Origin of the sequence: Solwaraspora sp. WMMA2101 (assembly GCF_049179175.1) — a bacterium.
Classification (GTDB): Bacteria; Actinomycetota; Actinomycetes; order Mycobacteriales; family Micromonosporaceae; genus Micromonospora_E.
This window is the reverse complement of the sequence record NZ_JBMHMA010000006.1, coordinates 2201750-2220326: the sequence shown is the minus strand read 5'-3', so window position 1 is coordinate 2220326 and position 18577 is coordinate 2201750. Positions and strand designations below refer to the sequence as shown.

The following is an 18577-nucleotide window of genomic DNA, read 5'->3' as shown; positions in this document are numbered from 1 at the left end:
CGCTCGGGTGGAGGCTGAAACTGTCCTTACTGGACCTGAAGCAGGCCGCGCCTGGTCATGAAGTCACGCAACGTCTCGACGTCGTCGGCGGACATCAACTCGCGGGGGATCACCGTCGCCGGCATCCGGCCCACGTACACGATCCAGAAGCCGGGGGTGTCGCGGACCTGGCTGACCGCGTCCCAGGCGATGTCGCTGAACTCCGAACCGCTGCGCATCGTGATGGTGTCGTCGGTGATGTCGTAGCCGCCGTCGACCGCGTACTCGCTGGACCGGCGCCGGGCCCGTGAGCGCACCCACGGCCCGTACAGCATCGACAGCACACCGGCGGTGACCAGCGACATCCACAGCAGCGAGAACTGCTCGCCCCAGCCGTACTCCCGGGCGGCGACGAAAGCGGCCACCCCGGTCGCCGCCAGGCCCGCGCCGATGTAGCCGTACTTGGCCAGCCGCACCCGGCTGAGCGCGGCGGCCGCCCTGCCCGGATAGTCGGGATCGGCCGGGACGTCGAATCGGATGCGCACCCCAGCACGATAGTGCCCGTACCCGCAGTCAGATAGCGGTGCGGGCCGCGACGTACACGGATGTACAGGCGGCCCGCGTCGATCAGCCGGCTCCGGCGCGACCTGACTACGGCTGAGGGGTGAGCGCTGGTCCGGTCTTTCGGGTGCGCCACCAGATGATCGCGGCGATGACGATGACCGCGACGGTGGGGACGAGCTGGTACGGCGTGCCGACTCCGGCTGAGCGGTCCTGCAGTGCGCTACCGAGGTCCACCCGCAGGGAGGTGGCCAGGATGAAGGTGAACGTGTTGAGTACGGCGTGGAGCATGACCGCGATCTCCAGCCCACCGGTGCGCCAGGTGATGACGGCCAGTCCGCTCCAGAGCACGAAATACCAGACGATGATGTACGGATCCGTCGCACCGTGGACGGCCGTGAACAGCACGCTCGAGACCAGCACCCCGGCGACGAGTCCCGCCCGTGGGCTGCGGGTCCAGCTTCCGATCACGCGGAAGATCAGCCCGCGTACGCCGTACTCCTCGCCCGCCGACTGGAGCGGGGTGAGGAGCATCGTGGCGACGAAGATGGCGATGAGGTCGGTCTGCGACCAGGGGGACTCGTCGACGGGCGTGAGAGCTCCGAGGACGTTGACCACCAGCCAGGCGGGACCGAAGATGAGCAACGATCTGCCGAGCAGGTCGAAGCGGAATCGCGATGTCACGGAGTGCAGGGACGAGCCGGGCACGCCGTAGAGCCACCGCTGGATGAGCATGCTCCACGGAACGAGCAGGCCGAGAGCGAGCATCGCGCTGGCGTGGGCGAGCGGCGTGTAGTCGGTGCCACCCAGGATCGGTGGGGTGTTGCCCATCCGTACGTCGATGAGCGCCGTCGCCCTGCCGATCACCGTCGGGAAGATGACGATTCCGGCCAGCAGGAGGACGATCGCGAGAATGCCTCGACCGATCCGGCGTTTGTCGCCGGCCAGTACCCGGTGGTATTCGACTCCCTGCGGAACTGACGGCTGATCGCGGGGTTCGGCCGGAGCGAGTAGTGAGTTCGTGCTGATTGTCGTGGTCACGGCTTCCTCTTGTGGAGTGGGTTACTTCCCGGCGTGGTCGAGCACGCTGTACCGCAGGCGGAGCGCCCGCTCGGTGCTGCCCAGTACGGCCGCGGGAGGTAGAACAGCGCGCGGAAGGGCAGCTGCCACCAGCGGAGGCGTTTCAACGCCCGCCCGTCGCCGCTCTTGACGCGCTTGGCTGCCCGCCGTTGCCGCCAGTCCTCGATCACGTCGCCTCGCTCATCGTCGACCGCCGCTGCCACTAACACGCTGTACTAGTGGCAAAGCTAGCACGGCGTGCTAGTACGCTGTGTCAGGAGGTGGCGGATGGCACAGGACGACCGGAGTACCGGCTCACGGGAACGGATCCTCGCGGCCGCGGCCGCGATGCTCGCCGAGGATGTGACAGCGCGGTTGAGCGTCCGGGCGGTCGCGGCGCGGGCCGGGGTGAGCACGGGCTCGCTCAGGTTCCACTTTCCGACCCAACGAGCCCTGCAGGACACCGTGCTCGCCAGGATCTACGGCCAGATGTTCCCGGACGACCCGATCCACGACCGATCGCTACCCGCCCGGGATCGACTGGTCAACTGTCTCCGGCAAGTGCTCGCCCCCGCCGGCGTCGGGGAGCAGGCACGTGAGGCGTGGGGCAACGCATACCAGATGTTCATCGCACCCGAACCGAGCGAGAAGGTGCGCGCCGGGTATCTCGCCTTGGAACGGGAAGGGTGGCGCCGTATCGAGTACTGGCTGACGGTTCTCGCCGACGAAGGCGCGCTCCCCAGGCAAGACCACGCACGTCGCGTGAGATTCCTGCTCACCGTCCTCAACGGGCTTTCCGTCGAACGGGCTCTGCCCGCCGAGGACTCGATTCTGACCGCCGAAACCGAAACCCTCTACATGGCCGTCGACTGCGTCCTCAACGCCCAGAATTGACCTCCTCGCCGCGTGTCAGCCGCGCGTCACCGGAGTGTCCCGCGCACCGACACCCAGGTGCCGCTGGACCTCGGCGAGGATCCGGGCGAGCTCGGCGGGCTTGGTGAGCATCGGCCAGTGCCCGGAGTCGATGTCGACCAGGTCGAGGCTCGTGACCCGGGCCAGCTCGGGCACCTGCCCGGCGGCGATCATGTCCCGTGCCTGGGCGGGTGTGAACTCCGGGCACACCAGCACGACCGGTACGTCGAACCGCCGCTCGTCGGTCAGCCGTACGACGCCTCTGGCCACGCCCTCGGGGACCGGGACGGCCGCCGCCGCGAAGTCCCGCCGGGCCTGCTCGTCCAGGTCGGCCGCATCCGCGCCGTCGAACGGCTCCCAGCCCGGGAACGGCATGACACCGTCACGGACCTCGAAGAAGTTGGCGTACGTGTCTCCGTCGACTGCGGGAACCCCGCCGATCAGCACGACCTTCGCCACCCGATCCGGCCGGGCGTCGGCCGCCATCCAGGCCAGGCTGCACGCCGCCGAGTGCCCCACCACGATCGACCGGCCGGGGGCTGCGTCCACGGCGGCGAGCACCGTGGCCAGCTGGTCGGCCAGCGTAGCCGAGGTGTTCCCGTCGCCCTGCCCTGGCAGGGTCACCGGCACCGTACGCCGGTCCATCCTTTCCAGCTCGGCGGCGACGTCGGTCCACGCCGACCCGTCGAGCCACAAGCCGCCGACGAGCACGATCTGTTCTGCGGTCATGGCATCAGTCATGGCCTCACGCTAACCGCGATTCCGGACGTTCTACTTCCGGTATGGTCTGGGCTTGTGTGCACCGGAACGAGCCCTACCGCCCGCGCCATCCGGACCCTCGAAATCCTGCGGGACCGCCCCGGAACGACCGCCGACCAGCTCGCCGCCGCCCTCGGCGTGACCGAGCGAGCCGCGCGACGCTACATCGGGATCCTTCGGGAAGCCGGCATCGAGGTCGAATCGGTCCGCGGGCCGTACGGCGGCTACCGGCTCTCGGCCGGGGCACCCGGCTGCCACCGGTCGTCTTCACCCAGGAACAGGCCCTCGGCCTGGTCATGGCGGTGCTCGACGGGCAGCCGGCCGCGATCGACCCCGACGACCCGATCGGCGCGGCACTCAGCAAAGTCATCCGGGCCCTGCCCGACAGCATCGGACGGCAGGCGGCGGCACTACGGGGGTACGCCTCGGCCACCCCCGACCGGCATACCGCCCGCCCCGACCCCGCCATCACGAACGCCCTGGTCACCGCCGTCGCCGACCGACGCCGCGTGATCGTCACCTATCGGGGTGAGAGCGGCGAGCAGTACGACGCCGAGGTCGACCCGTGGGCGGTCGTGGTGCGGCACCGACGCTGGTACCTGCTGTGCCACTCGCACCGCGCCGACGCGGTACGCACCTACCGGATCGACCGGGTACGTGCCGTACGACAGCTGCCGCACGGCTTTACCCCACCCGACGACCTGGACCCGGTCGCCGCCCTCGAGGAGCATCTCGGCGTCGGCTGGCAGTACCCCACCCGGGTCGTGTTCCACGCGCCGTACGAGCAGGTCGCCCCATGGATCCGGCCACCGATGGGCCGCCTCACTCCGGCCGGCGACCGGTGCGTCCTGGTCGGCAGCACCCGCAACCCCGCGATTTACGCCCAGGAGTGGCTGGCCGCCGTACCGTTCGATTTCACCGTCGAAGCAGGCCCGCAGCTGCGGGCCGCCGTCGCCACGGTCGCGGCCCGCTTCAGCGCGGCACTCCCGCCTCCATCACACGGGACCATGCCCGGCGGCTAGTAGTGCTTCGTTGGGTCTGTCGATGTCTGTTGCCGGTCGAGGGTCGAGGGTGTGACGGTTTGGTGGCAGGTGGGGCATGCGTCGGCCCAGGTGGCGAGTAGGGATTGCAACTCGCGGATCGTGCGGTAGGGGGTCAGGCCGACGCAGCCGCTTTTGGGTCGTGTCGCAGGCCATTCGGGGACCAGCCACCGTTCGGGCAGGCTGCCGTCGGTGTCGTGGGTGATGCGGTGGCCGGCCGGTCGGCGGGCTGCGCGAGGGCCTCGCCTTTGACCTGGACGCTGTAGGCGATGCCGCGTTCGTCGAGCGCGGCCCTATTCAGCCGCTGCAGCGCCTCTTTCCTCTTCCGGATCATGCCCCTGTGCCTCAGCTGTCAGGTCAGCCAGTTCTTCAACCTCGTGATGACCATAGATCTTCGAATCCAGCACCCGCAGCCCCAGACAGAAGGTGCTGGTGTCGCCGAATCGGCGGCGCAGGCTGGGCACCTCTTGGGCGAAGTACGCCGCTGCGGCGTGATTGGCCACGGCTGCCTGCCCGGCGACGATAAACAGATGCGGCCGACCCGTCCGCTGTATCCGGGCAAGCATGACGTACTCCACCTGACCCTTGACGCCCAACAACCTTCGTTTACCAACCGACAACGTCCAGTGGGTCCCGTTGATTGGATCGAATGGAGGAAAAACGAGACCAGGAAAGTGTCGTCGAATTGCTGCGGCGGTACGTGTGTTAGAGTGTGGGCCGCCGACGCAAAACTCAGTATCGTCAGCGCGTCGAACTCGGGCTTCTTCTGCAGTTTGCAGATCGACGGCGGCGCCAGTGTTGCGTAGCAGGAAAGCCAGCTCAAAGACGGCGGCCATGTCGGTCCGATTGACCTGCCCGGTCGTGCCTGCCTGATCTCCAACGATTATCCGGATGGGATGGGCGCCCTTCATCGGCAGTCCAAGGAAACTACGTTCAGTGCGGATACGGTTACCCGTACGCAGCTGTTGATATCCCCAGACCGCGCTGCCAGCGATTGCGCTGGCAGCGACACCAAGAGCCAGTTGCTCGACGACTCCGTTCAAGTGCGCATCGCTCCGTCCGCCACCGTGTTCTCCCTGTTGGAAGCATTCTACCCTAGTTCGGCAAGCAATCCAGCCACTGTGGATGCCCAGGAGCGTTGCCGAATCAGATCAACACGTAGCTGCTCGGCGCGAGCAAATGCCGCCTCGCGATCGCCAAGCGCTCGGTCAATAGCTCTACCCCAAGCTGGCGCGTCCTCGGTATTGTCGCCTGTGATCGGAACAAGCAATTGCCCGATCCTGTCCGTTGGCCAAACTTCCTTCAGAAGCTCGCCGAGGCCAGTGTCTCGGCTGATCAACACCGGTACACCTGCCTTGATCGCCTCGACGCCGACAAGGCCGAAACCCTCCTTCCGCGAGGGCATCAGCACCAAGCTAGCTGCACGCAGGTCTTGGCTCAGCCGTGCTTCGTTCAAGGAGTACGGGAGGACCACGACGTCCAACGGTCCTGGGCCTGCCCAGGCCAGCAAGCTATTCCGAAGCTCGGCGGAGTGTCGATCGGGGGCACCACGGACGACAAGTTCAAGGCGGGCAGCGTTTGTGTCGCGATACCTTACGGCTTGCGCAACCGCCTGAGCGGCGAGATCGAGCCCTTTGAGTCTGGCATCCTCAGCCCGGCCGACGACCAGAATCCGCCAAGGCTGACCTGGTGGTGGACCAGGGTGCGGGACACTGCCGGTATCGAAGCCCGGATCGAGGCGAACTATCCGGGTCGGAGCCTCGTGGAGGTACCCCTGATAGCGTTCGAATAGCCGTGGCCCGACGGCGGCAGTCAGATTGGCGTCTCGGGCCAGTTCCAGTTCGACCCAGAGGCGATCTTCGGCGAGGGCACCGACGTCGGTCGACGTCTCCGAGCCCGGCGAGCTCTTCGCCTTGTACCATTCGATCTCGTCTGGTGCCATGTGGATAACATGAAGACGTTTGGCTTGGGGGTAGTCCTCAGCAAGGCGAAACGCGGCCGGACCAGTAATCCTGCCGTGGCCGATGATGACTTCGGGGACGTAGTCGGCGCGGAGCACCGAGCGTCGCGACAGGGCTTCAAGTCCACCCCCGCCGGGAGTTGAATCGGCGATCAGGAGTCGGACACCGCCTGCCTCTGCAGCTGCCCGATCAGCGTCGGTTGCAAAGAGGACTAGGCAGGTGACGTCTTGCCCGGCGGCGGCGAGTGCGGTGCATAGGTCGCGATTGAGAGTGCTCAAGCCGCCGTTGCCGGATCTCCATTCGGTGCCGATCGCAAGGATTTGTCGCCGATGCCCGAACCCGGTTTGTGCGCGGATCATCGTCGGAGGCGCGGCACCTTGATAACCTCCGGAACGTGGAAGATTGGCGCGCTTTCCTTCAGCACTCACCACCGTTGAGTCGTCCTGTATGGCTCCTGATGAGGCGCTGCCGGTATCGGCCATAGCCTGAAACTTGTCCAGCAGCTGGTCAACCTCTGCCATCGCTGGCTGCGGATCGATGAAGGAATATCCTGCGTGGCTCTGTACGCCGATCCGCAGCGGGCCGTGGACGTAGCTCCAACCGTCCGGGCCAACAGCTAGATCAAGCGCCGACCGCCGATGAATAGCCGCCCGATCGGCGTCCCCACGACGCTGATGGAGATCGGCAAGGACAAGTTCTGCTTCTACTGTGAACCATCTATAGTCGATGGCATCGTAGCGTTCGAATCCGTCCGCGATGATTCTTTCAACGCGTTCGGGAGACCGTATCAGCAATGCTCTGGCCAACGACACCCGGATTGGTAGCTCCTCTTGCACAATAGCGAAGTCACGGGTGCGGCGTAGCGCCTCCTCCAGAACGGGGACTGCCTCGTCGAACAGACTGAGGGCAACGAGGGACTGGCCGATCAGTCGCGATGCTTCGATGAGGCTTGCCTCGAATGGTGGAACCTGCCTCTGTGCGTAGGCCAGTGACTGCTCTCCTAGCGCCAGCGCCTCCTCCGGCTTGCCGTTCCACAGTGCCAGATCGCCGAGCCGGAGGGCGCGCCAAGCTGGTGATATTCTACCCGATGCGGGTGCTTTCAGCAGCGCTGTGAGTCGATCAGCCGGTCGGCCTGCTTGCCGGAGAATCAGGGCAAGGTAGGTGATCGGAATACGGGATTCACCGCTGCCCCAACTGCAGCGGATAGCCGTCATCGCCGCGCGGTAGGCCTCAGCGAGATCGTCGGTGTACATCAGGATCGAGGCCAAATTGCTCCACAACGTTGCGTTTTGCTTGCTCTCCTCGGCCTGAACGGCCCGCTTCAGCAAATCGGCGGCAAGTCGGTTCTGACCCACCCATTGGTGGGCCAACGCAGCCGCATTGAGAATGATGCTTTGGAGTCGACTGTCGCCAATCGGTGTCTCCGCACGCCAGCCGTTAGGGAAGAGCCTTCCGATCAGGATCAATCGCTCCTGATGGTCCCGTGGGCAGGCAAAAGTCAGTGGCTGATGCAGTGACCGGATGTAGTGTATGGCCGCGTCATCGTATCGCTGAAGGCTGCACAAGGCATTGAATAGCTCAATTGGGCGCTGCAAATCTGAGATGCCGCGTACATCTGTATAGGCACGATTCAGGGCCGACGTGAACTCGATCGCTACTGCCTGAACGATGGTGTCTGGTGCGGTGGCCGTCTGTAGGGCGCGGATAGCGCCCTGTACGACCGGATGGATCGCCCAGCGGGTGTCGCCGAGAGGGCGACGATCCGAGGCGACAAGCGAGAGATCCGCTAGACTCCCCAATACCCTGGGTACGTCGATCGGATCTGTGCTGAGGCGGGTGACCATCGCTCGGACCTCCCCGGTTGCCAGCGGCTGGGTGGAGGCCGCCACGACCTGCGCGACAAGGACCTCTTCCGAGGAGAGTTGCTGCAGGATGGAGTTCATGAAAGTAGCTCGTGCGCGGTCGATTTCCTGCTTCAGATTTGTTGGAAGACCTTCGGTGGCAACGGTGGTGACTATTTCGGAGGAGTCTACGCGGCGCGAGGCGAGAAATCGGGCTGCAAGTTGGAGGAGCAAGGGATGCATTCCGGTAGATTCGTCTAGTCGCGCCATGAGTAATTTGTCTTCTGGTAATCCAAAGCTCGATAGTAGGCGCTGTCCGTCTGTCGTAGTGAGTGGCGGCACGTTGACAAGTTCCACTCCGTACCGTGGTCGATCTGGTGCCGCCTCGAGGTTGATCGGCATGAGTCTGCTGGTAATGACAATCTGTGACCGCTTGCCGGTGCGAACGGCGGAAAGTAGGTCTACCAGTCGAGGGTCGACTATCCGTCGTCGGTCACCAGCCAGGTCGGACATCGGCTGCTGACCGACTTCAAGATCGCTTCGGAAAACCATCGAACTGAAAGCTTCGAGCTGGCGTTCCAGCGCGTCGATGACCAGAAGGCAACGACGGTTTAGCAGCGTGTGTACTGCGCGCTCGACCGGCCCACCGGCAACGTCTGACGATGCCTGATCAGCCAGCTTGCTGATCAGGGCACTTACGGTCCCGTCAAGATCTGTGAATGACCACCAAACTGCAACCTCTGGGCGATCTGCGAGGGGCAGGGCCGGGACAATCTGGTCCCAGAAGGTCCAGGCAATGGCAGATTTGCCCATGCCACCTACGGCGCGGAGCACGACGATGCGTCTTGCGGGCGAGTCGGCGACGGCGAAGTCCTTCAGCGTGGCCAGAATGTCGGTCCTGCCGACGAGCCCGTCTGGTGCCGTCAGTAGGTCGTACGGCTTCGAGACAATGTTGGCGACCCGGTCAGCTGGTGGTTGGACCGATCCGAGTAACTCGGCAAGATCTGGGCGGCGTACCGCCCGCAGCGCTGCGGGCAGCCGATCGCGCAGGTCGCGTTCGTCCAGCCAGTGCCAGATCCCACGCGCCTCGTAGCCTGACACGAACCGTGCCTGGTCAACGGGCGGGATGCCAAGGTGGTCTGCAAGATCACGCCAACTACCGCCGAGGCGCTCGTAGAAGCGGATTTGCCTAATGTCGGAAGGGGTCATGACACCGGGTCCGGTGCTTGCGAGGCACCCGCCGTGACGACATCGTCGACGGTGTCCCGTCGAGGGCAAGCGAGGCTGATCCAGAGCGGCGGTCGACCATGGATCCGATTGTCAGCGCTGAGCCGAAGCACGTATACAGGTTGCCACACGGCGGCCACCAGACTCACCCTGCGAGATCAATTTACGATGGTAATGTCCCATTTGTGGTCCCCGATGTCGCTTGGATGGTGCGAGCGGCCGGTTGGGGTGGTGCGTCCTCGTCCGCCTGAGTCTGGATGAACGACATCGACAGACCTAACAAAGCACCACTAGCCGCCGAGACGAGCGAGACGGAATCCGGGGCGTAGTCCGAGCGTTGCGTGGACACGACAGCCCACCCCCGCAGTGAGGGGTGAGCGTCGCCGTTGCGGAGGAACCTGTCAGGGGATCGCGGCGCCCACCTCGATCCAGGTGCTGTCGTCGTGCACGTCCCCGACGGAGATACCGTCGAGGATCTTCGTCATCTCGGCGTTCGACAGCCGACCGCTGCTGGCAACCTGCACCTTCACGCTGTCGTCCGCGTACACCCTGTTGCAGAATCCGACGAGGCAGGTGATCCCGGGCGACGGCTGCTGGTTGGAGTTCTCCGCCGGCCCGACGTAGATGAAGAAACTCCCCGGCGGTCCTTCGTCCAGCCCCGTACCGTACGGCCCGGTGAGGCCAGCGGTCGGCTGGGCCGGGCTGCTGAACAGCAGACCCGCGTAGTCACCGTTGCGAGCGGAAGCGATGCCGTTCAGCCCGGTCATCGTGTGCATCGCGGCCTCGTCCAGGCTGTATCCGGCCGGTAGGTAGTCCAACGTGATCGGTACCCTGGCCGGCGTGGGCGGGGCGGGGCGCCATCCGGCGGCCAGGTCGCGCAGATCCTCCGCCGACGGCAAGCTGGCGTTGTCGGACATGGAGTCGATCACCGCCCAGGCGTCCTCGGCGTACTCCCAGGCAAGAGTCCGGTGCGCCGCCCAGTTCAGCCATCGTCTGTCGAGTTCGAGCCCGGGGCGGCCGGCGACCGTCACGCTCTGCGCGTCGACCAGCGTCGTGGGGTCGTACGCGCCGGGCCGGTAGACCGTCAGGTAGGCGTGCAGGCTCGGCTCGTCCCGCCCGGGGTTCAGCCCCGAGTCCTCCTTCTCCGACTTGTCGTTGGTCGTCATGCCGTCCGCGTACACCCTGGTGAGCTGGTAGGCGGTCGACACGATGACCGGGTCCGCGACCCGCAGTTCTCCGACCCGGTAGCCGGCGAAGGTGAAGGTAAAGGGTGGCCCCGGTACCGCAGCGGCCTGGGCCGCACCCGCAGCCGTTGCCTCGCCGAACGGGTCGCCGGTGACCGGTGGGGACGCTCCGCCGAGCAGCGACGGTGCCATGATGGCCGTCGCGACGCCGGCCGCGACAGCCGTCGCGCCGGAGGTCAGCCAACCGAACCTGCGACGACGCTGGGCGCGCCGCCCCGATTCGACGATGTCGTCAACGCTGTAGCGCGGCGGCGGTGACTCGGACGTCGCCAGGTCCACCAGATCCTGCATTCGCATCGGGCCACTCCTCATGCTCCGTGATCCCCTCCAGGGCAATACCTTCGGCGGCGAGAGCTGCCTGTAGCTTCGCCAGACCCCTTGCTGTCTGGCTCCGGACCGTGCCGGCCCGTAGGCCGAGGGCCTTCCCGGCCTCCTCCGCCGTCAGGTCCAGGTAGAACCGCAGCACGAGCACGGCCCGTTGGCGGACCGGCACCGCGCGCAGCGCCGTACGGATCCGTAACCGGTCGTCGACGGCTCCGCTCGGGTCGGCGTGGGGGAGATCGGGTATGGCGTCACCCGCCGGTCGTTCGTGGCGCCACCACGGCCGACGGACCTCGTCGATCGCAGCCCGGATCACCATGGTCCGGGCGTAGCTGTCCGGGTAGTCGAGGCGTCCCCAGCGCGGATACAGCTTCGACAGTGCGTTGGCGACCGCGTCCTCGGCGGCGTGCCAGTTGCCGCAGGTCAGGAACGCCAGGTTCCGCAGCGCGCCCATCCGGGAAGCCACGAACTCACGGAATTCATCTTGGTGCTCTGGTGTCACCGGGTTGCTCCCTCCGATGGTGACAGGACGTCCGCAGCCCGCCCGAACGCTGCACGCCCCGGCAAGATTTCTCCGCTCAGGCGGCGAGGCGAGAACCTGGGACCGCCAGCGCGGCGAGCGCCGCCGCGGCCATGACTGCCGCCGAGACGACGAAGGCGACTGCGTAGCCGGACTCGGCCGGCACGGACGTGCCGGCTACCAGGGCCGACGTCACGATCGCCGGCCCCGCTTGGGCACCGAGCGCCCCGCCGATCGTGCGCATGATGGTGTTGACGCCGGTGGCCACGCCGGTCTCCTGCGGCTGGACGGCGGAAACGACGAGGTTGACCACCGAGGAGAAGGAGAAGCCGACGCCGACACCGATGATGCCGGCACCGGTCGCGATGGCCCACGCGGAGTCGAGTCCCGCAGCGATCACGACGAAGCCGGCCAGGCTGATCACGCAGGCCGCCACGAGAATGCTCTTGAAGCCGGTACGGGCACCGAGCCGCCCGGCGGCGGGACCGGCGATCAGCATCGTGACGGCCATCGGCAGCAGGAACAGCCCGGATCCGGTCGGCGTGGCACCGAATCCGTAGCCTGCGTCGGCCGGCGTCTGGACGAACTGCGGGACCAGACTGAACGCGCTGTAGAGCCCGGAGCCGATGAGCAGGGCGACGAGGTTCGCGCCCAGCACCGACCGCCGTCCCAGCATCGACAGGTCGATCAGCGGCTCGTCGACGCGTCGCTCGACCACGGCGAACACCGCGAGCGCCACAGCGCCGGACACGACGAGCGCGGCGGTAGCGGTCAGTGTCCACGTCCGGGCCTGGCTGATCGCGAGGAGCACCGCAGCCAGCCCCGCCGTCACCAGGATCGCGCCCAGCCAGTCGATCCGGCCGGGATGTCGGGTCGGGGTCTCGCTGATCGACGCGGCAACGGCGGCGAACGCGATCGTGACCGCGATCAGGCTGATCCAGAAGATCCAGGACCAGCCGAGGTGGTCCAGGATCGGGCCGGCGACGACGAGGCCGATGCCGAAACCGATGCCGAAGGTGGCGCTGATCGTGCCGATGACCACGGGCACCCGGTCGCGGTCGAACATGTCTCGCACCAGGCCGAACGCGAGCGGGAAGCTGGCCGCGCCGAGTCCCTGGACGGCCCGGCCGGCGATCAGCGTGCCCGCGTCGGCGGCGAGGGCCGACACGAGCGTGCCGAGCCCGAGGAGGGCGAGGCTGACCAGCATCAGCCGCTTCCTGCCGAACATGTCGCCGAGCCGTCCGAGCAGGACCGCGCCGACCGACGAGGTCAGCAGGAACGCGCTGAGCACCCAGGACATGGTCGAGGGCGAGGCGCGGAACTCGGTACGCAGTTCCGGTAGCGCGGGAATCACCATTGTCTGCAGGAGCGAGAACGACAGCACCGCGCACAGCAGGGCGGCGAACGCTCCACGCGGCGACCGGAGTCTTTGTCGGGTCACATCAGGAGGGGTCACACCAGTTCCGTTTCGCGTGTTCTGGGCGGAAACTGTCGCCGATGGCCGCCCTGCCTACGCGCGACGCCGGGGTGGGCAGGGCGGCCGTGCGGCGTCAGCCGAGCTTGAGGAGCAGGTCGGAAAGCTCGACGGGCGCGGTGACCATGCAGTCGTGCCCGGTGGCCAGTTCCCACCGCTGGGCGGGGGTGCCGTTGGGCTGGACCGGGGGCACCGGCCGCCGGTGCGGCGGGGCGCCGACGGTGCACTCGATGTGCGTACGCGGGATCCGGTCCGCCGCCGGGTTGTCCAATCGGACCCGCTGCTGGAAGGAGAGGACTGTGGCGTCGGAGAGCAGGGTGCGCAGCCACGCCTTGTCGGCGGGATCGGTCACGCCGAACAGCCCGGTGTCGGGCCGCTCCGGCAGCGGTGGGATGCGCCAGGGGGCGTCGGTCTGGGCGGCCTGGTCGATCAGGAACTGGGTCAGCGGAATGACGTCGACGACGTTCTCGCCGTCGGTGGGGACCATGGCGTCGAGGTAGACCAGCTGCGCGATCCGTTCCGGGACCTCGTTGATCACCGAGGTGACGACCATCCCGGCGTAGCTGTGTCCGACCAGCACCACATCGGTCAGGTCCTCGTCCTTGATCAGCCGTACGACGTCCTCGACGTGGGTGTCGAGACCCGTGGCCGGACTCAGCAGGTGAGCCTTGTCGCCGTAGCCGGTCAGTGACGGAGTGAGGACCCGGTGTCCGGCTTCGGCCAGCAGCGGGACCACCCGCTGCCAGGCTGCACCGCTGTGCCAGGCGCCGTGCACCAGAAGGTAGGTGGACATGCTTCTCCTTCGATGAGCTGACGAGGGTGGCTGGGCCGCTCCGATGGTCAGTGTCGGCCAATGGTTGGAACACTACAACGATTGTTTGACCCATACAATCGAGGGCTGGGTATGATGGGTCACATGGCAACGACGACGCGCACCGAGCCACTGGCACAGTTGGGCGTGCTCCTCGCCGGTCGCGGCGCGGTCGCCAGTGCCCGCGTCCGTGACACCCTGGCCGCCCAGGGCCTGACCATGCGGTGTGTCTTCACGCTGACCCACCTGGCCGACGGGCCGGTCAGCCAGCAGGCGCTCGTCGACCTTCTCGGCGTCGACCCGAGCGCGCTCGTCGCGGTGCTGAACGAGTTGGAGAGCCTGGGCATGGCCTCCCGGCAGCGTGACCCGGCGGACCGCCGCCGGCACATCGTCACGATCACGCCACAGGGCACCGCGGCGCTGCGGTCCGTCGACTCGGCGCTGAACAGCGCGGACGACGACCTGTTCGCCGCGCTCTCCCCCGACGAGCGAGATCAGCTCGAGCGGCTGCTGGCCAAGGTCGCCGACGCGGACTCCTGCCGCGACAAGTACTGAACCTCACCTGCGACAAGCTCGGCTCGTCGGCCCTGGGTCGGGCCGACGAGCCGTCTGCTGCCGCTGCCGCTGGTCTACCGGCGCAGCCCGTTCTACGGGCGCCCGGGTGACTGGGTGGTGTCCGATGGTGGCCGGCGCAGCCCGTCCAGGAGGAGGGTGACGACGCCGTCGGCCTCGGCCCGCCAGTCGTCGCGGTCGTGGGCCGCGCCGATGCCGTGCAGGGCCATCATGATGGCGCCGGCGCCCACGTCGTCGCGGATCGCGCCGCTGCGGGCGGCGGCGGCCACCAGGTCGGTGACGGCCTGCTCCAGCGCCCGACTGCCCTCGGCGAGGGTGCCGGACCCGGCACTCGCCGCCGCTCCGGTGGTCATCAGCGTGGCCAGGGTCCGGGCCAGGCCGGCGTGGGCCTGCAGGTAGTCGACCATGCCGCGCAGGAAGGTCGTCAACGCCTCTGCGGCGGGCAGCGTTGCCTGCAGGTCGCGGGCGCGGGCGCACAGCGTGGCGACCTCCTCGCGGTAGACCGCCTCGGCCAGCGCCTCCCGGGTGGGGAAGTGGCGGTACAGCGTGCCGGTGCCCACTCCGGCGAGCCGGGCGAAGTCATCGAAGCGCAGGTCGAAGAAGGCCCCGGTGGCGAAGAGCTCCCGGGCCGTTGCGAGCAGGGCGACGCGGTTGCGCTGGGCGTCGGCGCGCAGCGGCTTGTCGGTCATGGGCACCTCGTGTCGGTCAAAACGGAGATGATCTCCATTTCAGCTTATCGTACGAGAAGCAGGGTGAAGATCCTGATGCTCGGCCACGGTAGGTTGTCCCGGTGACGGGGGTGGCGACGACACGGGTGCAGATCTGGACCGACGGCGCGTGCAGCGGCAATCCGGGGCCGGGCGGTTGGGGCGCGCTGCTGCGCTACGGCGAGGCCGAAAAGGAACTCTGCGGTGGCGAGGCCGGCGCGACGACGAACAACCGGATGGAACTCACCGCCCCCATCCGGGCGCTGGCCGCGCTGACCCGTCCGTCCACCGTCGACCTCTGGACCGACAGCACGTACGTCCGTAACGGTGTCATGTCGTGGATGGCGAACTGGAAACGCAACGGCTGGCGGACAAAAGCGGGCGAGCCGGTCAAGAACGAGGACCTGTGGCGGGAACTCGACGCCGCCGTCGCCCGCCACCACGAGGTCGTCTGGCACTGGGTCAAGGGCCACGCCGGCCATGTGGAGAACGAACGCGCCGACCGGCTCGCCGCGCGCGGCCAGCGGGACGCGCTGGAGGCCGCCGGCGTCCCGGTGCCGCCGGTGCCGCAGCCGCGTCGCCGTACCCGGCGGTGAACCCGGCCACGGCTACGCTGCGGCGTGCCCGTACCACCAGGGACGTGACGCCAGCGCGGCCAGACCGGCACCGGCGGTGTTGAGCAGCACGTCGTCGACGGACGAAACCCGGTCGAGCGGCAGGACGTACTGCGCGGTCTCGACCAGGACCGAGCAGCCGGCCGCGAGGGCCAGGACACGCGGCACCGACGCGAGCGCCGCGAACCGCAGCGGGACGAAGAACCCCAGCGCGGCGAAGACCAGCAGATTGCCGACGACCTGGACGGTGACCGTCACCGGATCGCTGGCCAGGACCGTGCACAGGTCCCGCAACGGCACCAGGCTCAGCCGACCGTCGACGGCGCCGGCCTGCTCGCCCGGCAACATGATCATCCAGACCCAGGGCACGGTGCCGTACCCGATGCCGACCTCGGCCACCGCGTGCCGCCAGGCTCGCGCGGGCGCGGCCCCGGCGACGGTCCGTCGGTAGGCCAGCGCCCACGCACGCCAGAGCGGCCAACGGCAGTACGGCGATCGTGCAGAGGACCACGCCGGTGATCGTCCCCGGCATCCCGCGCCACCCTTCGACCGTCGCGCTCCCGGACGTCGGCGGCTATCCGCCGGCCCGCTCCCGCAGAGTCTCCCGCACCTGCATCAGGGCGAAGCCGAGCAGGTTGAGTCCCCGCCAGCGGGTGGGATCGACGGCGGCCGGGTCGTCGCGGGTGAGCCCGATGCCCCAGATCCGGTCCATCGGGCTGGCCTCGACCAGGACCCGCTCCCCGGTGGCGAGCAGGTACGCGCGCAGGTCGGGGTGCTGGCTGAACTTGGCCAGGTTGCCGGCGACCACGATCGGGACCCGGTGAGCGTTCCAGCTGCGCTGGTCGAAGCCGGCGACCCGGCCGCCGAGCACCGTGGCGGCGCGCGGGTGGGGTGCGACGAGAATCCGCTGCGCCATGGCCCGGTCGTCGAACAGGACCGCCTTGCGCCACATCATGTAGTGCTCGGCGGTGGCGAACGCGACACCGTCTACAGCGAAGCTGTGTGGCGACCACTGGCTCAGGCACTCCGCCCCGACGCTGCCGTCGGCCGCCGGCTGATGGCCCCAGAAGAAGAGGAACCTGACCCGGTGACCGGCGGCCATCCGATCGGCAACGTCCCGTACCTGTGCCAACATGGCCGCCAGTCTGCCGCCGAAGGGTTCGACGACGCCAGCCGTTTCACCGCCCGTACGCACCGGTGGTCCGCGCCGCGTGGCGGCAACTGTTCGACCGGTGCGCGGCCCTGCCGCCGTCCGCCGACGACACCTTGGCCGAGGCGAGCTACCACCTCGGCGAAGGTCGGTACCACGAGGTCGTCGGGGTGGCTGTGCCGCCGCAGACGCCCGTCTCCGGTGCGTGGACGGTCGCCCAGGTGCCGGCGGCGCTACGACCTTCACCCCACGTTGCCTTGAGGCTCAAGAGTTCCAGCGATACTGCCCAGCCGTGCTGGGTCGCCGCGATCGGGTAGCACCCTTCAGCACAAGTGATTGTGCTGTGTACATGCGTAGGGATGATCTGTGCGGCCGTACTCGTTTCCGAGACGTGCGGGGTGACGCCTGGTGTTCGCCCGCCGGCCAGCCCGGCGCAGCGTGCTGGAAAGACTTATATCGATCTAATGATTGGCATGAGTGGATCACACCCCCACCACTGCCACCACCCATCCGACGACCACCAGCCCGGCCAGGTCCCGTACGGCCAGATCGACGCTGCCGGGCACGCGGCCGGCGGCCTCGGACGTCGGTCCATGCTCGCCGCCGCCGGCGGCATGCTGATGCTCGCCGCCGTCCCCGGCACCGCGCGGGCCGCCACCGCCATGACCGCAGGTACGCCGGCCGTGGCCGCGCCCGGCGCGTCCCGTGCGTCCCGGATCAGTCAGGGCACCACCCTGGTCCACGCCGACCTGCACAACCACACCGTCATGTCCGACGGGGACGGCAGCGCCGACCAGGCGTTCGCCTCGATGCGCGAAGCCGGCCTCGACGTCGCCGCGCTCACCGACCACGCCACGATGTTCGCCATCAGCGGGCTCAGCCAGTCGGAGTGGAACACCACCGGCAACCTCGCCAACGCCGCCGACGACCCCGGTCAGTTCACCGCGATCCGTGGCTTCGAGTGGTCGCACCCGCTGCAGGGCCACATCAACGTGTGGAACACCTCGGACTTCGCCGACCTGCTGCGGGCCGGCAGCCCCGGCAGCCTCTACCGGTGGCTGACCGGCCGGCCCGGTGGCCTGGCCAGCTTCAACCACCCAGGGCGGGAGATCGGCCGGTTCGACAACTTCTCGTACGAGGCGGCGGCCCGCCCGCAACTCGTCGGCCTGGAAATGTTCAACCGGACCGACGACTACCTGTTCGAAGGCTGGTCGTCCCGGACGACCTCACCGCTGGTGGCCTGCCTCAACGCCGGCTGGCGACCCGGTCTGGCCGGGGTCACCGACGAGCACGGCAGCACCTGGGGGTTCCACGAAGGCAAGGGTCGCAGCGGACTCTGGGTCACCGAGAACACCCGCGCGGCGGTGTTCGAGGCGATGGCGGCCCGCCGCTGCTTCGCCACCCGGGTCTCCGGCCTGCGCCTGGACGCGACCGCGAACGGCGTACGGATGGGCGGAGTCATCGGGCTGACCGCCGGTGACGTCCGGTTCCGGGTTGACCTGGACCGGGGTGCGGTCTGGGACGGCAAGCCGCTGCGGATCCAGGTCCTGCGCCCCGGTACGTCGGCCCCCACCGTCGTCGACGTCGTCGACACCGTCTCCGGGTCGGTCGCCGACTTCACCGTGCCGCTCGACGCCGCCGACGGCGACTGGATCGTGCTGCGGGTCTCCGACCCGGAGCTGGCCAACCCGACGCCCGGCCCGGCCGGGCACCCGTGCAACGACTTCGGGGTGGCGTACAGCAGTCCATGGTGGCTGCAACCCTGACTTCGTCCGCCGCCGCCGAGCGACGAGGTGTCCTGGCTGGACCGGTTGCCCGAACTCC

16 protein-coding genes and 1 pseudogene are annotated in these 18577 nt (G+C 68.0%); 5 read left to right on the top strand and 12 right to left on the bottom strand.

Translation table 11 applies throughout. The annotated features are described in order from the left end of the window. Nucleotides 1-26: 26 nt before the first annotated feature. The gene (locus tag ACN28F_RS10775; protein ID WP_421357604.1) at nt 27-524 is read right to left on the bottom strand and encodes a YcxB family protein; all 498 of its coding nucleotides are present in this window, start codon (nt 522-524) and stop codon (nt 27-29) included. Between the two features lie 106 nt (nt 525-630). Further along, a complete protein-coding gene (locus ACN28F_RS10770) occupies nt 631-1581 on the bottom strand; it encodes a CPBP family intramembrane glutamic endopeptidase (RefSeq protein ID WP_289207890.1) in 951 nt (316 codons plus the stop codon). Nucleotides 1582-1887: 306 nt separating this feature from the next. On the opposite strand from ACN28F_RS10770, the gene ACN28F_RS10765 reads away from it, so the two are divergent. Further along, on the top strand, nt 1888-2493 hold the full coding sequence (locus ACN28F_RS10765; RefSeq protein ID WP_289207889.1) for a TetR/AcrR family transcriptional regulator: 606 nt from the start codon (nt 1888-1890) through the stop codon (nt 2491-2493). Nucleotides 2494-2508: 15 nt separating this feature from the next. Here ACN28F_RS10765 and ACN28F_RS10760 read toward each other — a convergent pair whose 3' ends face one another. After that, the gene (locus ACN28F_RS10760; protein ID WP_289211109.1) at nt 2509-3240 is read right to left on the bottom strand and encodes an alpha/beta fold hydrolase; all 732 of its coding nucleotides are present in this window, start codon (nt 3238-3240) and stop codon (nt 2509-2511) included. 117 nt (nt 3241-3357) lie between these two features. Here ACN28F_RS10760 and ACN28F_RS10755 point away from each other — a divergent pair. After that, nucleotides 3358-4292, top strand: a pseudogene (locus ACN28F_RS10755) (helix-turn-helix transcriptional regulator). Between the two features lie 311 nt (nt 4293-4603). Here ACN28F_RS10755 and ACN28F_RS10750 read toward each other — a convergent pair. The 6 genes from ACN28F_RS10750 to ACN28F_RS10725 form a co-directional block, all read right to left on the bottom strand. Continuing rightward, nucleotides 4604-5353: a hypothetical protein gene (locus tag ACN28F_RS10750; RefSeq protein ID WP_421357603.1), complete on the bottom strand. Its 750-nt coding sequence runs from the start codon at nt 5351-5353 to the stop codon at nt 4604-4606. 47 nt (nt 5354-5400) lie between these two features. Next, nucleotides 5401-9321, bottom strand: coding sequence for a glycosyltransferase (locus ACN28F_RS10745; RefSeq protein WP_289207887.1), 3921 nt, complete (start codon nt 9319-9321; stop codon nt 5401-5403). A gap of 419 nt (nt 9322-9740) precedes the next feature. Next, the gene (locus ACN28F_RS10740) at nt 9741-10880 is read right to left on the bottom strand and encodes a hypothetical protein (RefSeq protein ID WP_289207886.1); all 1140 of its coding nucleotides are present in this window, start codon (nt 10878-10880) and stop codon (nt 9741-9743) included. Further along, nucleotides 10816-11406: a SigE family RNA polymerase sigma factor gene (locus ACN28F_RS10735; protein WP_421357602.1), complete on the bottom strand. Its 591-nt coding sequence runs from the start codon at nt 11404-11406 to the stop codon at nt 10816-10818. The genes ACN28F_RS10740 and ACN28F_RS10735 overlap by 65 nt, the downstream gene beginning before the upstream one ends. A gap of 76 nt (nt 11407-11482) precedes the next feature. Next, nucleotides 11483-12880, bottom strand: coding sequence for an MFS transporter (locus ACN28F_RS10730; RefSeq protein WP_289207884.1), 1398 nt, complete (start codon nt 12878-12880; stop codon nt 11483-11485). Between the two features lie 94 nt (nt 12881-12974). Then, complete coding sequence (locus ACN28F_RS10725) at nt 12975-13691, bottom strand: alpha/beta hydrolase (protein ID WP_289207883.1); 717 nt, start codon at nt 13689-13691, stop codon at nt 12975-12977. Nucleotides 13692-13814: 123 nt separating this feature from the next. On the opposite strand from ACN28F_RS10725, the gene ACN28F_RS10720 reads away from it, so the two are divergent. Further along, nucleotides 13815-14264, top strand: a complete 450-nt coding sequence (locus ACN28F_RS10720; RefSeq protein WP_289207882.1) for a MarR family winged helix-turn-helix transcriptional regulator — start codon at nt 13815-13817, stop codon at nt 14262-14264. Between the two features lie 92 nt (nt 14265-14356). Here ACN28F_RS10720 and ACN28F_RS10715 read toward each other — a convergent pair whose 3' ends face one another. Beyond that, the gene (locus tag ACN28F_RS10715; RefSeq protein ID WP_421357601.1) at nt 14357-14971 is read right to left on the bottom strand and encodes a TetR/AcrR family transcriptional regulator; all 615 of its coding nucleotides are present in this window, start codon (nt 14969-14971) and stop codon (nt 14357-14359) included. 110 nt (nt 14972-15081) lie between these two features. On the opposite strand from ACN28F_RS10715, the gene rnhA reads away from it, so the two are divergent. Beyond that, nucleotides 15082-15585 carry a ribonuclease HI gene (gene rnhA, locus ACN28F_RS10710; RefSeq protein WP_421357600.1) on the top strand — a complete coding sequence of 168 codons (504 nt, stop codon included), beginning with the start codon at nt 15082-15084 and terminating at the stop codon, nt 15583-15585. A gap of 12 nt (nt 15586-15597) precedes the next feature. Here the strand turns inward: rnhA and ACN28F_RS10705 are convergent, their stop codons facing one another. After that, a complete protein-coding gene (locus ACN28F_RS10705) occupies nt 15598-16002 on the bottom strand; it encodes a VanZ family protein (RefSeq protein WP_421357599.1) in 405 nt (134 codons plus the stop codon). 175 nt (nt 16003-16177) lie between these two features. Further along, the gene (locus ACN28F_RS10700; protein ID WP_421357598.1) at nt 16178-16738 is read right to left on the bottom strand and encodes an NADAR family protein; all 561 of its coding nucleotides are present in this window, start codon (nt 16736-16738) and stop codon (nt 16178-16180) included. A 488-nt stretch (nt 16739-17226) separates the two neighbouring features. Between ACN28F_RS10700 and ACN28F_RS10695 the strand changes: the two genes are divergently transcribed. Further along, on the top strand, nt 17227-18519 hold the full coding sequence (locus ACN28F_RS10695) for a CehA/McbA family metallohydrolase (protein ID WP_421357597.1): 1293 nt from the start codon (nt 17227-17229) through the stop codon (nt 18517-18519). The last annotated feature ends 58 nt before the right edge of the window (nt 18520-18577 follow it).